The following is a 16,783-nucleotide window of genomic DNA, read 5'->3' as shown; positions in this document are numbered from 1 at the left end:
TTCATTTACGGTGACTAGCATACTTCTTTTAGTTTGATTATTCCTCTCGATAACAATTTCTTAAAATATTCCGAAGGGGAAAGTTGCGACTTGGTTTGATTCTGGTGATGTAGAGATATTGCTGAATAAATTTCAGAACTTGAACCACTAAACGTTAGCCAATCAAGCTCCACACCTGATTCCATGGTGCCCAATACGGAAACAGAGGGTTCTGATGGATCCTGGCATGAAAGACAAAAGGCCATTCTGCATAGGATATTCCACTGGTTGATTTTCGTCCGACGCTTGATGACATTCAGGAGATCAACCTCCTTCTTGCTCAAACGAATGGTTTGGATGGGCGGGTTCATGGAAGGACCTCCTCAACCAACGGATGTATTGGCAGGTGCTGGAAGTCCCCGAAAAACCTACCTGCTTCAAAGTGACTTGATTGAGTTTCTTCGTTGTAGATAAGAGAGCAGACCCTGCCAACCCAAGGAGAAAGTCTCTGATAGAAGGCTGGGGTGATTTCTTCCTCGGTGGACAATAGCACGACCTGGTGGCTTGCTTTGTGGAAGTAGGAAACCACTAGGTTCTCCCGGTGGTTGTGGTCCAGGCGTCCAAGTGGCGTATCGATTATCACAGGAAGCGATTTGCCGCTTGCGGCACATAGGCCCCAAAGGATGGAGATTGCCAAAATCTGACGTTCACCTGCCGAGAGCTGGTGGACACTGAAGGCTTCGCCGGTCGAGTCAAAGATGGTGATCTGAAACGTGCCCGGGTCAATACTCACCCGGCTAATCAGCTTCTTCTTGGAGTAAAGGGTTTGGGCGCTCCTGAGAATTTCCTTCTCAATTCGGTGAATGTCGCGTGCAACCAGAGCATCCCTGAAAGCGCGAACCGTATCCTTCGCCCGCTCCAAGTGTTCGATGTTTCGGCGCTGTAGGGCGCTTTCAATTCGACTGAGCTCCAAGTCTGTGTGCTCCTTGGCCAACCGACGCTCTAACTGGGTTAGCCGACCTTCAGCCTCTGCCCTTCCCTTTTCCTTGCTCTGAATCTCGAACGCCAGCGCCCCGATCTTTTGCTCGATTTGGGCTCGGGCTTCCAACAGATGCCGAACGGCCTCTGGATCGGGTATGCGCGCCAGGCTTCTCTGTACCTTTTCGAGCGCACCTCGATGAGCAGACAGTCGGACTTGAACGACTTCGAACTGAATGGAGGTCTCTTGGATTCCACCATGGAGGAGGTGTTGAAGTTGGGCGTATCCCTCGGGTGAGAAATCATATTCCACCTCGGTACCACGGAGGTCCGAAGCCAGGATCTCCCGATCTTTCTCTAGCCATGACTCCAGGCGTTTCAATATGACCGTAGATACTCGAGCCTTTTCCATATCCTTCAATAGGTTTTTATCCCTATCGGTGAGCCGTTCTAGCCATTCCTGACCTCCTCGAAGGATCTGTTCCTTTGCTGCTTGCTGCCCAATCTCTTCAAGCAGGCCCCTGACTCCAACCAAGGGAAGAATCCCGCTCTGCAACCTGCGAATTTCATCTTCCATCTCTGTGATCTGGGTCTGTAGGTGCCGTTCCTCCTGTTCAAGTCCGTTACGACGTTCCAGGAGGTGCCCTCCTTGAGATTGGATTTCAGACTGGATGCCCTCTCGCTGTTCATGCAGACGGGCCACTTCCTCTTGGAGACTCTTTATTGCAGCCGCCAGGTCAGAAACCGCCTGCTTTGCCTCAAGGCAGTCACCTTGAAGACGCTCTACCTCCTTGGCTGTCTCTTGGGGGGCTGCATCCATGCGGTATCGACGCCCTAACGCCAATAGGTCCTTGTCTAAGCGATCAAGTAGATCCGCACCAAGCAGCCCATAAATGCCAGTTCGCAGGATCTCTCGGCTTTTATCCGGATCTGCAAGTGCGGCAATCTGCTCCCCGTCAAAGAGGAAAAGGTGAGCGATCCTAGACGGGATGAGATTTTCTACAAATTCGGTCCATTCCTCCGCTACTTCTGGGGCTAGTGACCCATCCATCCAAACGGTCAGAGTCTCCTTGACCTTCCCTGAATTGGCCTTCCACTCCCTCTGGATCTTAAGGTGTCTCTCGGTTCCTTCAGCATGGAAGCGAAGTTGCAGTGTGATCGCTGCTCCTTCATCCTTTGGAGAGTGACGATGAATCAAACCCTTGAGGAACTCTTCCCAAGACAGATCACCTCGCTTAGCAAGGCGCGCATTCCGTCCATATAGGGCGTAGTGGATCGAATCGAGAAGTGTGGTTTTTCCGCGACCATTTTGTCCCCCGATCAGAACGACCGGAATGTGGCCGGGGGAAGACGGTGTGAGCTGCACCGACTGACTGCCACGGAACGTTCCTACATTATAGAAATCTACTGAATCTATGATCACTTGAATACTCCCGGGAGTCCCGGTTCCAAAGAATCGTCATCGCCGCCAGGGCTTACAACCAGAACAGAGGACAGGTCCTGAATTGCCTGCAGGTCCTCACCCGGAGCTCTCTGGCTTCTTAAGCGATCTTTTGCCCAAGAGGCAGCATCTCTCTCATTCCAGTAATGGTGGCGCTGAAGCCCCTCCTCTAGTGCCTCGAACAGACCTGCTCTTCGGCGTTGAGTACGGAAGCGGCTTTCCTGCGAGAGCATTTCACGCACCATTCCATAACGCATGCGCCAATCCTCCTCAGGGCCTTCCAACCGCTGGCAGACCTCCTGAAGTAAATCCAGAGCACCGGGGTCCAATGGACATTGATCATCGAGGGGAACCCCAGGATATTGATCTCCTGTAACCCCTTTGTAAATGCGGGGAAGGCTATCCTCGATTTCATGCTTTTCAATAACCCAGATTCTTCGAATCTGCTCCAGCTCTGGCAAGGAAATTACCTCAAAGGTGGACATATCAAGCCCTTGCCTACGGATTTCCATTTGAGCCGCTAGCAGCTTTCGCAGAAATCCTTCCCGCCATGCCTGCAGGTACGGGCCATGAACAAGGGCGCGATCGAGTTCATTGCCTCGGAGTTTCTTTTTGGAACGCTTTGGATCTTCCTTCACCTTTTCATCTTGCGCATAGAGGTGAAGTCGGCCATCGATTCGACGGAAATCACGTCGCTCACGATCCCGCTTCAGCCCTGTACCCTGCTCCTCCTCAGGACGATCACGCATATCAAGCTCATTGCGGAGATCCAGAAGGGGAAGCATCCACTCTTTTTCTTGATCGTTTTGAATCATCGCGCTCATGGATTTGTCCTTATCCACCAGCGTGCAGACCCAGCATCCAAAACGGCTGTCACCGCAGCTTGGAGTGGATGAGTCCACAACCAATGGGCATTCCCCACCCTCAGTAGCGCCTGCATACATCCCCAGGAGATGCTCGTTGGGGTAATCCCATGGATTTGCAATGGAAGTCAGGTAGGCCCAGACGTCATCGTTGGACCAATCTTCGATGGGGGTATATATCAAGGAACCTAGGAGGCTGGCGTTGGGAGTCAGCCGGTCCCTCACCTGGTTCGCGGCATGGCGCGCCATGGTACGAGCCCGGTTAATGCTCTCCTGTTTGCGGGTTCCCAACACCAGAATCGCTTCACCCTGTTCTCTAACGATTTTGGTGATGAAGGCATTGGATGGCCTTATTTTCAGGCGTTCAGTACACCATCGAAACATGTGTCGCGGAGAGGGATAGCCCTTCCCCAGGAGGTTAACCCAGAAGGTGTCTGCTACCTCTGGGCGGAGGTGATGGGGCTCTACCGGAATGCTGTGTCGTTCCGCAGCAGCACCCATGGTTTTGAGCGACCGTTCCACCCAGCTAGATACCACCGGATTCTCAACCATGGTGTCCGTGGAGATGACGTGTACCACCTTGTGGCGTTGCTTCTTTGGTAAACCCGTAAGTGCATTCCAGACCAACTGAACGCAAGCCGTGGAATCCTTCCCCCCGGAGTAACCAATAATCCAGGGAACATCATCCATGGCATAGAGCGCCTGAATCTCTTCATGGATGAGATCCACCGTCTTCTTGAGCCCAAGCTCTTTAAAGGCTGACTTACCGGCCATGTTTTCCCTGCCTTGCAGAAGATGTCCTAGACGATGCGATGTTGTCCTCTAAGCGCTTTTCTTCCGCAGAGAGAGGGAGCCCGATAGCACCCTTTATGGCCGAAACCGTGAGGATGACATTCGCTTCTGCCTTCGAAACACGACCGCCGATCATGACCCGTCCCTCCCAGTAGGGGTTCTTCCGGGACCAGTCGAGCTTCCTGAGCGCCTTGAGCCTGCTCTTCCATGTTCGGGAGTCCTGGTGGAGCAACGCGTTGCCGGCCCGCCCAATGGCCTGAAGAACGACTCCATGGCTGTGAAGGAATTCCGTCCTTACATCCTGAGCTGCGAGGGACCCTTCACGGACTTCGTCCCACTCCGGGAATTGCGAACCGACTTCCATCCAAAAGGCGGTTGCAAGTGCAAGGTGATCCTCAACTGCCCCTGGAAGATCCCTGAGAAGGCTGTTCGTAGCACGGTAAACAGAGCTCAGAGTGAAGAGCTTCCGAGATCGCAGGGCCAGGGTGGCACGCTCCATCTCAATCAGCCCCTTAAAAACTGGAGCCTTGAGTACCATACGCCTCACAATATCCGCAGACTGGTCCCGTTGGTCATAGAGCACGCCAATGCTGCTGCTGGCCCGAACTGCATGACGGTTGAGATCTGCGAACATCTGCTGGCTTCGGGACATGCCTCGGTCCATGAAGAAGACCACGGCTATGGTTTCATCCCCCAGGTCAGGATGTTCTTTGATGGCCTGCTCGATAGCGGCTCGCCGGTGCTGGCCATCATTGATGATGAATCGAGCATCCATCGGCACGTGGAGTGTGCCCATACGCCGCCCTTCACCCTTCTCAGTCAACGGCTCGAATCGAACCGGGCCATCGATGGAAGCGCTGATGGCTGAAAATACGTAGGATGTGGGGTTGTCCAGGAGGTATCTCACCATCTCGGGCAGACGCCCTCGGTTCAGAACTCGCTGGGCTCGAAGTTCAGGGGGGATATCCTCTTCCTCGTTGAATACAAAGATCCGGGAAAGGATCCGCATGGGACACATCGACACAAAGTATTCCCTTTGTGCCTGGATTCCTCGTATGGCGGGAAAGGCGTACGTGAAAGTAGATTCCATGGCAATTGCTCCGTTACGTCATATATGATACGTACGGAGTCAAAATGTCAATCAGGAGATCTCTGCATGACGACGTACCTCGATTGTAACGCTACTACACCGCTAGAGCCCCGAGTTCAGGAGGTGGTTTGGAATTACCTGGTCGAAGACTTCGGGAATGCGGGGAGTCGCACCCATGAGTTTGGAAATCGAGCCAAGCAGGTGGTGCAAAAAGCCCGTGAGCAGGTAGCTAGCGTGGTGCGTTGCAAGACTGAGGAGGTGATCTTCACCAGCGGCGCCACGGAGAGCAACAATCTGGCATTGCTCGGGTTGGCTCATTACGGAACCGAAAACGGCAGGAAGCACATCATCAGCAGTTCTATGGAGCACAAGGCCGTGCTTGAGCCGCTAGAGGAGCTGGCCAGCCGAGGGTTCGACATCACTCTGATCAACCCGACCGCGGGCGGATGGGTTGATCCGGCGGAGGTGCAGAAGGCTCTTCGACCTGACACCCTTCTGGTCTCGCTCATGCACGTGAACAACGAAACAGGGGTCATTCAGCCTATCGATCAAGTGGCGAGAATTCTCGACGGCCACGCGGCCTACTTCCATGTTGATGCCGCCCAATCCTTCGGCAAGGAAATCCAGAACCTTAGGGACCCGAGAATCGAGCTGATCTCCATTTCCGGTCATAAAATATTCGGACCAAAGGGCGTGGGGGCCTTGATCACGCGGAGGCGCGGATTCAAGAGCCTTCCACTCCGCCCCCTGATGTTTGGTGGTGGGCAGGAGCGTGGGCTTAGGCCAGGCACAGTTCCTGTCCATTTGGTTGCAGGGCTTGGAGAGGCCGCTGCCATCGCCATTTCTGAATTCGAGCCTCGTCGGCAAGCCTGCCTCAGCTTTCGCCAAGGTCTGCTGAAAGCCTTGGAGCCGATGAATCCGTCCATCAATGGGGATCCTGATCGGCTTGTTCCTTCTACGCTCAACGTGTCCATCCCTGGCGTGAGCTCGGAGGCAGCTATGGTGGCGTTGAAGGGACTAGTGGCCATTTCTAATGGCTCGGCCTGCACCTCTCAGTCCTACACACCAAGTCACGTCCTGAAGAGCATGGGACTTGGTGATGACCGCATTCGAGAGGCCCTCCGCATCTCTTGGTGCCATTTGACTGAGCCTGTGGATTGGACCCCGGTCCTAGCTGCTCTATTAGGGCTTCGGTGAGCGCGGACACTTCTCGATGGGAATCGGCCCGTCATAAGACGGCCTTGCATCGGAAATCCATGAGTAAGCCCGTCAGGCTGGCGGTTCAGGATGGGCTCATCACCCCTGAGGTCCGCGTGTTGGACTTTGGGTGTGGGCATGGCGAGGACATACGCCAGTTAGGTGAGATCGGGGTGCACGTGGAGGGATGGGACCCGGTTCATCGCCCCCATGGGCAACGGACACCATCTCATGTCGTAAATCTTGGCTATGTACTGAATGTTATTGAGTCACCAGAAGAGCGTGCGGATGTCATTCGTGAATGCTGGCAACTGACCGAGCGGGTGCTCATCGTTTCTGCACGATGCACACTTGAGGACGGCCCCGAAGAAGGTGCAGGCACATTCGGAGATGGATACGTAACCAGGCTCGGTAGCTTCCAGAAGTTCTACGAACAATCCGAGCTTCGACAATGGATTCAGGAGGTTCTTGGTCAGGATCCGCTCCCAATGGCTCCAGGGATATTTTTGGTCTTCCGGGACGAGTCCGTCCGAGAAACCTGGAGAGCCCAAAGATTCAGGAGAAAACTAGCTCTCCCAAGGGTTTCTACTCGACTTCGTTTGTTCCAAGAACACAAAGTTCTACTCGAATCGGTCATGGCATTTTTCACGGAGCGGGGAAGGCTCCCTCAGGAGGATGAATTCCCCCTAATTGATGACCTCAGGGCTCACTTCGGGTCATTCCCCAAGGCCTTCCAGGTCATCCGCTCAGTTACGGGTCATGAGCCTTGGGCCGACATTCAGACCGATCGCAGGTTGGATCTGCTTGTGTGGCTAGCGCTCACCAGGTTTCACATGCGGCCACAATTCACCACCCTACCAATCTTCCTCCAACGTGACATCAAGGCGCTATTTAGTGCTTACACGCGGGCCTGCGAAGAGGCTGACAACCTTCTCATGAGCATTGGAAAGATAGAGGTGCGAGAAGAGGCCATTTCTAAATCCCCGTTTGGAAAACTGATGCCAAAGGGACTGTATGTGCACATCGATCACCTCGACGAACTCCCACCGGTACTTCGGTTGTATGAGGGTTGCGCCAGAGCGTTCGTGGGTGGTGTTTCAGGGGCGAACCTGATCAAGTTCCATCGGGACGGAGCCCAAGTGTCCTACTTAACGTACGAGGATTTCGATCGGAATCCCCACCCTGAGCTGTTGGACTCGGTAGTGGTCTCGCTGGATGGTCGAAAAATTCGACGGAGGAACTATAAAGACCATACGAATCGCTTCATACTCCATCGAAAAGAGACGTTCATTCCCACAAGTGCGAGTCGTTGGGAAACCTATCACCGACTGACAGCCCAAGAGGAAAAGTGGGGGCTTTATGCCGATCCATCAGCGATAGGCACCCAAGCTGGATGGCAACGTGTTCTTAATGAGACAGGGTGCCATCTCGTTGGTCATCGCCTTGTGCGCTCGACACGTTAATAGAAATCCTCTCGAAGGTATTCCCCTGGTGCCAAGAGCCTCCTATGGGCCACGGATCATGCATTTTATCGTCGACACTTGATCGATATGTTCATGCTCTAGGCTGGCAACCGTCGGTACGGCAAGGCTCAACCACTTCCCCACAGATGAACCACTGAGAGGGTCCGATGGGAATTCGGATGCTACCGAGGCCTTGAACTCTCCATGGCGCCGAGCGCCTACCAAGGAGTTCACATGGTTTCGAACCACAGCATCCGATCGACCAAAAACGGAGGGATGGCATCCTCTGCCCTAACCGCTAGGTCCCTGCCCGGCCTGAACGCCCAGACCATCCGGGCTTTGTTCAAGGGAACCCGGATCCCGCTCACGCAGGTGGCCAAGAAGGCAGGGGTCGCGCCCGGGGTTGTCCTCAGCGTCATTCAGCGACAGGCGAGCCTCCCGGCCCCCGGCGAGCCCACGACCCACATCCTGAAACCCGCCATCCCCAGCTACCCGGGAACCACGGCAAACGAGGCCTTCGTGATGCGTCTGGCGGCCGAGATGGGTCTTCCAGTCGCCAAGGTGGAGGCCCGACGGCTGTTCGCCGAGCGAGGCCTCCAGACCTTTCTGCTTGTAGAGAGATACGACCGTGATCACCAACACGGCAGGGTGGTCCGCCTCCACCAGGAAGACTTCTGCCAGGCTCTGGGCCTCACCTCGGCCTACAAGTACGAGAACCACCTGGGGCCCGGCCTGGCCCGGTGCCGGAGGCTGCTTCTCGACCACAGCGAGAAGCCGGGCGCCGATGCACGCGACTTCATAGACGCTGTCATGTTCAACCTCATCGTTGGCAACGGCGATGCCCATGCGAAGAACTTCTCCTTCCTCTTCACACCGAAGGGGATCCGCCTTGCCCCGCTGTACGACCTGCTCTCCACGGTCTACTACCCGGGGCTGTCCATGGGGATGGCCATGTCCATCGATGGGCGATTCCGCTTCGCGGACATGGACCGGCAGGCCCTGGAATCCGGCGCCAAGGCCATCGGGCTCAACAGGACCTTCCTCACCAAGCGCCTGGACCTCCTCCGCGACAAGCTCCCGGGCGCTGCCAACAGGGCTGCGGCAGGGCTTCTGGGGCAGGGGCTCGACGATGCCGTGCTGGAGCGGCTGGTCTGCGAGAGGGCAGATCGCCTCAGGCCGTAGAGCAACGGGGACCAGGCGAGCCGGTCATGACGGCGACATTGCCCGATCGCCGGGTTCCGCGGGGCCTCCTCCCCACACGGCCTGGTAATCCAATCCGGACCCCGCGATGGCTTTATGCACGGCCCGCCTCACCCGTGGTGTGGGACGGAGCTTGGAAATGACCTGATGAACGAAGCCTTCGGTGACGGCGAGATCCCGGGCTATCTCCCGCACCGTGACGCCGTGCATCCGCAGGAGTCCGCGGATGACGCGAGGGGGCAGGCCATCCGGTCCGGATGCGGGAATCGGGATCCCAGGGATTTGTGTGCCCGCTTTCTGTGCATTGGTATGTGGCTGAGATCTTGGCATGGCAGGCTCCGATGCAGGCGGCACACGCCAACCTGCACCATCCGTTTTCCTGCCGCGGACCGCGACCCTTCACCGACCGACCACTCAGAGGTGTCCTTGGATGGAATGGATGTCATGTCGATTCAGCGAGCGGCACCCTTCCCTCTCGACCAGCCAGCGCCTCGTAGATGGAAGGACCAGCGCTCGCACAGCTCACCTCGATTAGCGCCGGATCAGGCTAGAATGAGGGTAGCTGCGATCGGTCCCGTAGCTCAGCGGATAGAGCGACCGCCTCCTAAGCGGTAGGTCGTGGGTTCAATTCCCGCCGGGACCACCAGCCACCCAAGACGGAAAGGACCGGTACAAATCTGGTCCACCGTGCTGGCATGGTGGCGAATTTATCAACACTAGCGAACGGGGCCGGCATGAAATGGAACTCAGCGCCCCCGTGGCTTCTGCTTTTGCATACGCATTAATTTAATAATTTAGGAATAACCTTCTGGCGAAACATCGGCTCCAAGCAGACGCCCGGGGTCCCATCGAAGTGCTGGATGTCCTCTGGGATTTCCCCCACACGCTGGAAGCCCCCGAAGTCATCGCGCCCCCCGCTGCTGATCCACGCGGACCTCCTGAATATCGGCGATCCTCGCACCCACGAGGAAGCCAAGAGAATCCATGAGCTCTACCTGGCTTGGCCTGAAACATCCCCTAGATCAGCGACTGGACCGCCTGCTACGGGACCCGGATGACCTCTTCCGGAGCCGAAGGATCAATTACCCGCTCACGGGAGGCATGACCCGCGAGGTCCTGCTCCTCTACGGCCACAGTTGCGCTGCAGGTCAGGCCCCGATCAGATTTCGCTCAAGGGTAGGATCGGCATTCCGCACATCTGGTACCGTTCGTAGACAGCCTGGAATTCTTCCTGGATGGTCTTGAGGTCGCGTCCGTACCTTGCTCTGGAGGCGTTGATATGATCGGCCGCCAAGGCCTTGTCGCCGGCCTTAGGTGGAGGAGGCAATATGACGCTAAATGGGGACTGCCCGAGGCTGCCCAGGCTCCGGACATAGGCGTTGAAGTTGGGCAAGGCGACCAGGTCCCGCCGCTTGAAGGTGGGGGTGAAAATTCTCTCCAGGGACTCCGCATCGGAGGCACCTACCCGACAAGCGATAATGGTGCCGACATTCCCGACTACCGCCTGGAGAATCTCCGGGGGAAGTTGGGCAGCGAACTGGTGCGCCAAAGTCAGCCGCAACCCGAACTTTCTGGCCTCCGACAGCAGTTCACCAATACGATGGTCCGCGAAAGATTGGAATTCGTCAGCGTAGACATGGATGGGAGGTCCCTTGTGGGCCCCGCGTTTCATGACAGCCCAGCGCAGCCGAGAGATCACCATGCTGGCCAGGAGGCCCGCGGAGATGTCGCCGATCCTGCCACGGCCGAGCTTGATCAGAAGGATCTTCTGCTCTGCAATGGCGGAGGCGAGATCCACCATGCGGTTTTGGCAAGTGAGATTTCGTAGGACCTCGTCACTGGTGAAGCGGGTGAACTTGCTGGTGATATAAGGAGCCATGTTCTTGAGGGCGGTCTCGCCGTTGGCGCCCTCCGCCTCACGAATGGCAGCCTCTAGAGCAACATCCTTGTGGGCTTCGACCTGCTTGAGGAGGTGGTCACGGATTCCCTTGTCCCTGAAGAGAAGCCGCAAAAGAGACAAGTTTGGTGTCATGCCTGGACTGGGCTTCTCGGCACCCAGCATCAGACCCATGAAGGCACGGAAATACATTTCGAAAATGGGGCCAAAGACATCGGAGTTGTAACTGCGCCTGAGGTATGAATACAGGTCGTCCAGGATCAGATCTCTGCCGCGGCGGTAGGTGGCGGGATCATCCTCGTCAATCAACAACAAATTGAAACCGACAGGGCGCTCCACATCCTCCACATCGATGATGATGATGTCGTCCTGCCGTTCCCGGGGGATGTGCGGTAGCACATCATCGACCAGCTGGCCGTGGGGGTCCAGAACCACGACTCCCCGATTGGCGTGGATGTCATGGATGATCATGTTGGAAAGAAGAGTGGATTTCCCACTCCCCGTCTGTCCAAGAATATAGATGTGGCGATCTCGCATGTCCGCGTCCAGCGCCACCTCTTTGAATCGACTCCGGAAGCCATTGATGCCCAGTGGCACATCCGTCCCAGATATGCCGCCTAGGGGCGCTGTACGAGCGCGTTCAAGGGGGAGCCCAGGCAGGTCTCCTGTGGAGGGCATGGGGGTGCGAAGCAGGGATGTGGCTTCTCTGGGGCCGAAACAATCCACCAGATCTACGGAATCCATCGGTTCGAGGACGCGGTTCCGGTTGGATGGCTGGACCGTTGCCCCGCCCCTGAAGAGAGCCCCGGCACCGTTGCGACCGGAGGGACTGGATGCTTCATCAATGGCGTTGATGACCGTGGCCACGAGGGCTTCGTTGAGCGGTTGATTGGACAGAAGAAAGACCCTCATGGCCATGATGGGCCCTTCCACGGCAACGACCCGGCCAAGGCTTTCGGAGCGAAGCGCCTCTGCGAGGTAGCTTCTCGCCCGCATATTGTCTCCATTCACAAGGGCATCGGAATTATGCAAAGCGTTCCTGGCCTCCAGCCGCGCAGATTCTGGGGCAAGAGAGTGCCCCTGGAACCGGATGGCGAGCGTGGATCCCGGGACTTCCAGGAACATTTCTAGCAATCCCTGCCAGTTATCGTGGCTGGGGGTCCAGGGAAACAAGTGGGTCACCGCCAGGGCCGTCTCCTCGCTGCGCCGCTTGAAGCGCGAATTCTCCGCGCGGTCGGATCCGAATCCGAGAGGAGGCCGCCTCTCGAGATCGCCGTTCACCAATTCAAAGCGCTCCAGTCGCCGGGAGATGCAGAGGCAGTTGGTACCCCTCAATGAGAGGACCACCCTGGCCAGCGTAGAATCATCGACGATCGGGTAGATGCTGAGGTAATCCAGGCGGGTGATCAGGAGGGGTGCGAGCCTGTGGTAGGCCTCCATGCAGGCTTCCGTGGCGAGGGTTTCCGTGTCCCCCCGACCGAAGACCAGCAACGCCAAGGTGCAGGCCTCGGGAAGGGGGATCTTGCCTCCCTCGGAGGTGATGACCATCGCCCCTTCAATGGAGGTGGGAAGGGTCGAGATGGCACTCGTGAGGTCTGACCATCGTGCATGGCAGGCGGCTACCATATCCGTAACGGGTTGCCCGACGCTCGGCCCAAGGTTGTCACAAAACAATTCTAGGGAAAGGATTCGCCGCAGGCGGACGCCGGCCATGGCAATAAATGAACCGCCATGGGCTTGAGTCATAACCAGGGGAGATTCCGACATTCCGGGGGACATGGGTTCCTTTGTGATGTTCGCCAGGCGGCGACCAGTTGAGGGGTTAAAGCTGACCGCAGAAACGATCACCCTGAAATGTCGGTTGAGATTTTTTGGGATGGTTATAGGAGAAGCGGTCTGAAGGGCTGCGGCTATGGGAGGCTCTGACGGAAGTCTCGGAACGATGGTATGGAGCAAGGCCGCCGCACTGACAACACATTCACCCGAAGAAACAGATGAGCTTGAATGTCTTGAAGTCAAGCTCGGGGGGATGAAAGCCAATGACCCAATTGTCTTGGCAAATCAGGTAGAAGCCTTGTAGACGCGGTGTAATACAGGGCGGTACGGTTCGAAGCTTTCGCCCAAAGATTTGACAGAAACCATCAACCTTTGTGGTCCTGCTCCTCCGGCAGCCCGCTCCTGCCGACAGAATCGCTGCGGGAGTCCCGCGCGGACACTCCCTCCAGACCGGTTTCAAGCCGACGGGACAGGGCCCAATCCGTTTCGATCAACGCGTAATAGAACGCGTCGATGGTCACGCAGGTGATTCCCAGCGGAGCGATGTGGGCCATGGGACCTCCTTCGAAGGTGGCGTAAGAGACCGTTTGCCCAGGGGACAGTGGGAGTCGCATACATCTTCCATGGAGATTCTTCGGGGCAGCTCTTTCCACAGAAGGGCGCCAAGGGTGAAGGACCCTTTGAGCTTGGCTTGGTTGGGGCCTCTCCAGGAATCCATCAGCGATCTGCGCCTTGTCTCTCGCGCTTCACTATCACTATGGATTTCTGCCGCAGGATTTCATGAGAAGGCAATCTTGCGAATCCGCCGATGACCTGAGTTGCCACAGGGCCTCTGAAACCAACTTCCCGGAGGCGACAAGGAGGCCCCTTACGGCAGCGGATGATACGGCGCCCTACTCTGTTCAAATGAGCCTATTTTTCGAGGTGACTTGCTACCTGCGTCCCTCTTGCAGCATGTTGCAAAACAGGGCCCCCTGCTCAATGGCGTCATCAAGCGCCACATGGGTATGGGGCAGGTCATCGAACCATTGTTTGGGCATGTTCTGTTTGCCGGAGTCCCAGTAATCCGTCTTGAGGAGGGCCATGGCAAAGCTCCTGATGTCCAGGGCCGAGTGGCTGAACGGGCTCTCACCCGTGAAACGCATCAGGTACCAATAGACGAACAGGAAGTCAAAGCCCGCGGGGTAGGCGACAAAGACCGGGGAACCGGGCAAACCTTTGATCCAATCGAGAAACCTCGACATGGCTTGTACTGGAAGCTCTGTATCCTTGCGGCAGGCCTCCCAGGCTTCTGGCTGCGACGCCCACCACTTAGCAGTGCTGGGATGTGGAACAGCCCCAGGAAGCGTTTCGAGATTGGCGGTAAAAGTGCTGATGAGATCCTTCTCAGCCGTGTAGGCCGCCGCAGCAAAACTCAGCATCGAGTGGGGCCCTGGTATTGGACCATCGGTTTCGACATCTGTGCTGATGTAGATCTCTCTCATGCAGACGCTCCCCAAACCATTCCAGTGTTCAATCATTTTCCAGGGTTTTGGGCCTTTGCGCCGATAAACACAACTTCTCGGCGATCGTACCCTTCAACGCCTTCCATTCATTTGTAAAACCTATTTCATGAATTGATTGGTTGCCATTGGCAAGCTCCAAGGGATTCCATACAGCGCACACGAAGACGCCCTTTCTTCACTCCTGGACACGCTATCAAGAGGGTCCTCATCCAGGCTGGCCAAGACAAAGTTGCCGATTCGGGTGACGAAGCCGTCTGGGGCCATCCTCATAGAACCGCAGGCCCTGTATTCGCAGGCTGAGGGACTTCCCACTTGCCGTGGAGCTGCCCATGAAAATCCTCTTTCTCGCCATCTCGTTGCTAGCCCTGCCGGCCGAGGCTCAACCGGGTTCGCAGTTCCATCCAGAAGGAGCGAGGATCCAGGTCTGCACCTCGACCGAGGAGCGGGCCCTCATCGAGGAGGTCCGGAAAACCACAGGCCAGGCCATGCGGCCTCTTTCGAGCCACCTGACCAGCCCCTATGATTCGCAGTGGTTCCATGTTTTTGAACAGCTCGATCTCGATGAGTTCGGCCTCCCCACCTGTACGGCCATCCAGGTAGGGGACCCGATGGGAGAAAGGCTCATCCGATACAAGTTCGCGCCCTCATCCTCTCTCCTGGCCATGAAGACCGCCATGGACCATGAGGTCGATCGGGAAGCGGTCTCGTCACGGGAGGCCACCAAATGGCAGCGTCTTCGAAGTCGTGTGAATTGGCTGGTCCTGGCACAGACGGTAACCATCACCCTGACTCTCCGGGATCTGGAACTCCAACGAACGACCGTCTCTGCACCCTGGGAACAAATCACGCCGCGCCCCGAAGAGAGAGCCGTATTCGCTCGAATGCGAGCCGCCTTCCTCAACATGATGCCAGGTGCGCCTCAGACCCATTGAGGGTGATGTGGAGCAATATCAAGCGGATTTTGGTCCACCTCAGACAACCCTGCAATTCTGGTTTGTCATCCTTTATGTTTAAAACATAGGACTTGTCATGAGTGCCGCTCACCCTTTTATAAGACAACCAATTAATACTGATCAACGGAATCAAAATCGCATCACTCAGAATGTCACCAGAACTGCATTTGTACGCGCAAGAGGGCCGTGAGCTAGCCCTTCCTATCATCGAATTACATCCACTCGTGGTTGTTCCCTCTCATGCTGCTGACGCCTCGGATGTGCGATTTCTCGGTTCCCTTTCGATGATCGCCACGGGGAATCTCCTCTGGATGATGGAGGAATGTGACCAGCGGGAGAAAGTCCTGCTCTTTGTTGATCCCCTCGATCCATCGGACATCGGTTCATGCGGGCTGTATCTAGTCCCTATTGGACATGACATGAGGCTGCCCTATGCCCGGGGTCCTTCCAGCAAAGAGCAATCTACTTATGGGCTCGTCGTGCTTGGCCCCGGGGAGTCCCTTCTGCTGCAATCTACGGGTGGCAGGCGCACTAAGCCGAGGCTGGGGGCGGAGGGCCGGTTCTCGAATGAACCCTGCAAATATTATGAACCACCTGCTTCTCGATACATGACCGTCCCGCCGTTCCGGGAAGAGGCGAGGCGGATGCATGTCTGGCAACGGATTTCGAGATCATTCTCAGGGGGCATTCCGATCCGCAGGGGACGACATGGCCGGCACCTTTTGCAATATCAGCAACCATGCCCATGAGCGAGAAACCAATTCAGTTCGTGGTTCGGGCTTTCAGGCTTCGTTCGGCGTGAATTTCGGCATGGATTCATCTCCAAATTTCCGTAAACGAGAGAATTACGCTTTTTTTTCTCTTTGCCATTCTCCTTCGTGCGTGGTGTTGAATCCTTCGGATTCCCGTGGCATGGTAGATCGGCTTTCGACCTCCTCCAACTCGCTCCACCGCTGGCGCAAATATCTAGGTTCTTTGCCTTTGGGCTCGTTTGCTTGAATGCCAGTCCTCGCTTCGGTCGGCATTCCTCCCGCCCGTTCCAAACCGATCACCCCAGCAGTTCAGATCGACTAAAGGTTCATGACATGCCGAACCTCTCGCTGAACTCGGGCCCCACCAGTAATGTCTTTCGCTCTCCCTTTCTGCTTTCTCGTTTCCACTCAGGGCCTTAGTGCAGGCGTGGTTTCTATCTGCGTTAGACCTCCGCTACATCAGGCTTGCACCAGCCTTTCGGTTTCAAATAATCTTCATTGGATCCCCTCCCCACAACCCATCACCCCAAAAGGAGAACAATATATGTCCAGACCTTGTCGCAAGTGCTACACCGGACCCGGCGTGATCGATTTTGTCCTATTTCAGGAAGGGGCTGGTGACGGCGAGGTAAGGTGCCCTAAATGTCAGGGCGACGGCAATTTGCGCGATGGACGCCTCTGTCATAAGTGCAATGGACGCGGAAAGGTAGAGTGCAATCGCTGCGGGGGTAGCGGTTACGAGTCTTGACGCAATACCCGATCTTGCCAAGATCGAGAATGCCCTTCGACCATGCGATTTGTCGGGGGCATTTTCATATTCAGAAATCCAACACAGCGCATCACAGGGGTTAGATCTGGTATTTTAAATAGCTAGAAGTATCCGCATCCCGAGCTACT

Annotated in this window: 13 protein-coding genes and 1 tRNA gene; 7 read left to right on the top strand and 7 right to left on the bottom strand. The window is 56.2% G+C overall.

The genetic code is table 11. The annotated features are described in order from the left end of the window. Window positions 1-14: 14 nt before the first annotated feature. From QUD34_RS04240 to dndB, 4 genes are read right to left on the bottom strand one after another with little or no spacing between them, the layout of a single operon-like run. Window positions 15-350, bottom strand: coding sequence for a DndE family protein (locus QUD34_RS04240; RefSeq protein ID WP_286355355.1), 336 nt, complete (start codon window positions 348-350; stop codon window positions 15-17). After that, on the bottom strand, window positions 347-2,380 hold the full coding sequence (gene dndD / locus QUD34_RS04235) for a DNA sulfur modification protein DndD (RefSeq protein WP_286355354.1): 2,034 nt from the start codon (window positions 2,378-2,380) through the stop codon (window positions 347-349). Before dndD ends, QUD34_RS04240 begins: the two co-directional genes overlap by 4 nt. Then, on the bottom strand, window positions 2,377-4,035 hold the full coding sequence (gene dndC / locus QUD34_RS04230; protein ID WP_286355353.1) for a DNA phosphorothioation system sulfurtransferase DndC: 1,659 nt from the start codon (window positions 4,033-4,035) through the stop codon (window positions 2,377-2,379). The genes dndD and dndC overlap by 4 nt, the downstream gene beginning before the upstream one ends. Further along, window positions 4,025-5,143: a DNA sulfur modification protein DndB gene (gene dndB, locus QUD34_RS04225; RefSeq protein ID WP_286355352.1), complete on the bottom strand. Its 1,119-nt coding sequence runs from the start codon at window positions 5,141-5,143 to the stop codon at window positions 4,025-4,027. Before dndB ends, dndC begins: the two co-directional genes overlap by 11 nt. Window positions 5,144-5,209: 66 nt before the next feature. Between dndB and dndA the strand changes: the two genes are divergently transcribed. The 5 genes from dndA (at window position 5,210) to QUD34_RS15135 (ending at window position 10,061) form a co-directional block, all read left to right on the top strand. Further along, the gene (gene dndA, locus QUD34_RS04220; protein WP_286355351.1) at window positions 5,210-6,340 is read left to right on the top strand and encodes a cysteine desulfurase DndA; all 1,131 of its coding nucleotides are present in this window, start codon (window positions 5,210-5,212) and stop codon (window positions 6,338-6,340) included. Continuing rightward, entirely contained in the window at window positions 6,337-7,803 is a 1,467-nt protein-coding gene (locus QUD34_RS04215; protein WP_286355350.1) for a DNA phosphorothioation-associated putative methyltransferase, read from the top strand. The genes dndA and QUD34_RS04215 overlap by 4 nt, the downstream gene beginning before the upstream one ends. A gap of 276 nt (window positions 7,804-8,079) precedes the next feature. Further along, complete coding sequence (locus QUD34_RS04210) at window positions 8,080-8,985, top strand: HipA domain-containing protein (protein ID WP_286355349.1); 906 nt, start codon at window positions 8,080-8,082, stop codon at window positions 8,983-8,985. Window positions 8,986-9,573: 588 nt separating this feature from the next. Further along, window positions 9,574-9,649: transfer RNA gene (locus QUD34_RS04205), tRNA-Arg, on the top strand. 214 nt (window positions 9,650-9,863) lie between these two features. After that, the gene (locus QUD34_RS15135; protein ID WP_375379998.1) at window positions 9,864-10,061 is read left to right on the top strand and encodes a type IV toxin-antitoxin system AbiEi family antitoxin; all 198 of its coding nucleotides are present in this window, start codon (window positions 9,864-9,866) and stop codon (window positions 10,059-10,061) included. 101 nt (window positions 10,062-10,162) lie between these two features. On the opposite strand, the gene QUD34_RS04200 is transcribed toward QUD34_RS15135, so the two are convergent. The 3 genes from QUD34_RS04200 to QUD34_RS04190 all read right to left on the bottom strand — a co-directional run bounded on the left by QUD34_RS04200 (window position 10,163) and on the right by QUD34_RS04190 (window position 14,160). Beyond that, window positions 10,163-12,448, bottom strand: a complete 2,286-nt coding sequence (locus QUD34_RS04200; protein ID WP_286355348.1) for a type IV secretory system conjugative DNA transfer family protein — start codon at window positions 12,446-12,448, stop codon at window positions 10,163-10,165. 593 nt (window positions 12,449-13,041) lie between these two features. Further along, window positions 13,042-13,230 (bottom strand): hypothetical protein, encoded by a 189-nt coding sequence (locus QUD34_RS04195; protein ID WP_286355347.1) that lies wholly within the window; start codon window positions 13,228-13,230, stop codon window positions 13,042-13,044. 378 nt (window positions 13,231-13,608) lie between these two features. Then, complete coding sequence (locus QUD34_RS04190; RefSeq protein WP_286355346.1) at window positions 13,609-14,160, bottom strand: 3'-5' exonuclease family protein; 552 nt, start codon at window positions 14,158-14,160, stop codon at window positions 13,609-13,611. A 350-nt stretch (window positions 14,161-14,510) separates the two neighbouring features. Here QUD34_RS04190 and QUD34_RS04185 point away from each other — a divergent pair, with 350 nt between their 5' ends. Both QUD34_RS04185 and QUD34_RS04180 read left to right on the top strand, forming a co-directional pair. Further along, a complete protein-coding gene (locus QUD34_RS04185; RefSeq protein ID WP_286355345.1) occupies window positions 14,511-15,113 on the top strand; it encodes a hypothetical protein in 603 nt (200 codons plus the stop codon). 729 nt (window positions 15,114-15,842) lie between these two features. Beyond that, window positions 15,843-16,133, top strand: a complete 291-nt coding sequence (locus tag QUD34_RS04180) for a hypothetical protein (RefSeq protein WP_286355344.1) — start codon at window positions 15,843-15,845, stop codon at window positions 16,131-16,133. The last annotated feature ends 650 nt before the right edge of the window (window positions 16,134-16,783 follow it).

The sequence above is a fragment of the Geothrix oryzae genome (genome assembly GCF_030295385.1).
Taxonomy (GTDB): domain Bacteria; phylum Acidobacteriota; class Holophagae; order Holophagales; family Holophagaceae; genus Geothrix; species Geothrix oryzae.
The sequence above is the reverse complement of the archived record's forward strand: the minus strand, read 5'-3'. Positions and strand labels throughout refer to the sequence as shown.